The 2,045-nt window shown below is 47.1% G+C and carries 1 protein-coding gene and 2 pseudogenes; 2 read left to right on the forward strand and 1 reads right to left on the reverse strand.

The window, feature by feature from the left end:
• Positions 1-319, reverse strand: a pseudogene (locus BHE85_RS14125) (transposase); the annotation flags it as partial.
• A 444-nt stretch (positions 320-763) separates the two neighbouring features.
• Here BHE85_RS14125 and BHE85_RS14130 point away from each other — a divergent pair.
• Positions 764-1,603, forward strand: coding sequence for a Rha family phage regulatory protein (locus tag BHE85_RS14130; protein ID WP_000935594.1), 840 nt, complete (start codon positions 764-766; stop codon positions 1,601-1,603).
• A 123-nt stretch (positions 1,604-1,726) separates the two neighbouring features.
• Positions 1,727-2,045, forward strand: a pseudogene (locus BHE85_RS14135) (transposase); the annotation flags it as partial.

Genomic DNA, 2,045 nt, shown 5'->3' on the forward strand with positions numbered 1-2,045 from the left:
TGTCGCCATTGTTCGATTAACGCGTATTTTTCAGCGACTCCTGTGCAAAATACGCTGTTGCTTTTTTTAATATATCTCGCTCAAGGCGAGCTTCATTTAACGCCTTACGCAGTTGCAGAATTTCAGATTCCAGTTCAGCCACCGTGCGGGAACCAGGAGTACCGAGCCCTTTTCTGGCGGCGGTAACCCATTGTCCTAAAGTGCCTTCAGGAAGGGATAATCGGGAAGCGCCTTCACTGATCGAAAGTTGATTTTCAAGAACCGTTCTGACAGCTTCGGCTTTGAACTCTTTAGAGTAACGTTGGTTTTTTCTGCTCATTATTAGCTCCTTCTGATGCCATTCTATTTCAGGAAGGAGTGTCCGTTAAACTCAGGCTACCTCATAGCCGAGGCCACCAAAGCCCGGAGGTGGTGAAATAAAACCGGGCACAACACGAAGGCGCATTTCCGGTATTCATAAAGAGTCGGTCTTGTCTGTGAAATTTAAATGGTGGGAGTGCGCTTCCGGTTGTAAATAACGACATTGCTGTGTGAAGTACCAGTTGGCGGCATCGGTTTAATTGCTGGCTGATGTCCGCCCTTTTTAAAGTGAATTTTGTGATGCGGTGAATGCGGCTAAGCGCACGCGGCACAGTTAAAAGTCATGTTAGTCCTTATTGGTTTGGGTGGGAAAGCCGACTGTAATTGTTAACTGGTTAACGTCACCTGGAGGCACTAGGCACCGCATCACAAAATTCACTTCGGTGATGAAAGGAAAGAGAAAATGTTGAATGTAGCTATTGAAAACCAGAACGGGTGGAATTATAGTGCACCTGCACCTCATAAAACGGGTGCCGGGATTAGCACCCCGAAAGTTACTCGAGCGCATAACCGCGCTGAAGCGGTTTTTTTATGCGTAATGCACAGCCACATTCAAATTATGGTGAGGCGTGCGGGGCAGCCGCAAGGCTGGCCGGGTTCTCGAGTGACCGGTAGTGCTAACCCTGTGCGTCTCACCACCCATGAGATTAGCACCTCTGCTGGTGAGTTAATTAACTTATCACTTGAGGATGTCATTATGGCTACTACCCTTTCTCACCCTGACGTAACCATCGAAAATGGTCGCGCCGTCACTACTTCTATTTCGATTGCTGAGTTTTTTGGCAAGCAGCATCACCATGTTGTTCAAAAAATAGAATCCTTCGAATGTTCTGAACTATTTTTAACCAGCAACTTTTCGCGGGTTAAATTCGAACACCGCGGCAATTCTTATAACGCCTACCAAATCACCAAAAACGGCTTCGTTTTCCTGGTGATGGGCTTCACGGGCAAAAAAGCCGCCACATTCAAGGAAGCCTACATTGCTGAGTTCGACCGCATGGAGGCCGAACTGCGCCAGAATAACACCCCACCTGCTGACAAGATGATTCCGGGTGATGGTCGCACTCTGGTTGTTCACTTCGACAAATTCGGCAATGTCGAATTCACCGAAACCGTTCCTGATGGCGCACTGGTCTGTACCCTGGAGACTTTCCGGTTTTATCTGGAAAAACAGGGCTGGACTCTTGTAAACCGGGGCGCAATTAAAAACATGACCGTAGAGCAGTTGCTTTCCTTAAAATAAAAATGGAGCTATGGATATGAACCCCATGCTTGATTATTGTTTTACACCTGCCCTCAGGCTGAGGTAGCCTGAGTTTAACGGACACTCCTTCCTGAAATAGAATGGCATCAGAAGGAGCTAATAATGAGCAGAAAAAACCAACGTTACTCTAAAGAGTTCAAAGCCGAAGCTGTCAGAACGGTTCTTGAAAATCAACTTTCGATCAGTGAAGGCGCTTCCCGATTATCCCTTCCTGAAGGCACTTTAGGACAATGGGTTACCGCCGCCAGAAAAGGGCTCGGTACTCCTGGTTCCCGCACGGTGGCTGAACTGGAATCTGAAATTCTGCAACTGCGTAAGGCGTTAAATGAAGCTCGCCTTGAGCGAGATATATTAAAAAAAGCAACAGCGTATTTTGCACAGGAGTCGCTGAAAAATACGCGTTAATCGAACAATGGCGACA

The sequence above is a fragment of the Shigella sp. FC1567 genome, assembly GCF_001743015.1.
Classification (GTDB): Bacteria; Pseudomonadota; Gammaproteobacteria; order Enterobacterales; family Enterobacteriaceae; genus Escherichia; species Escherichia coli.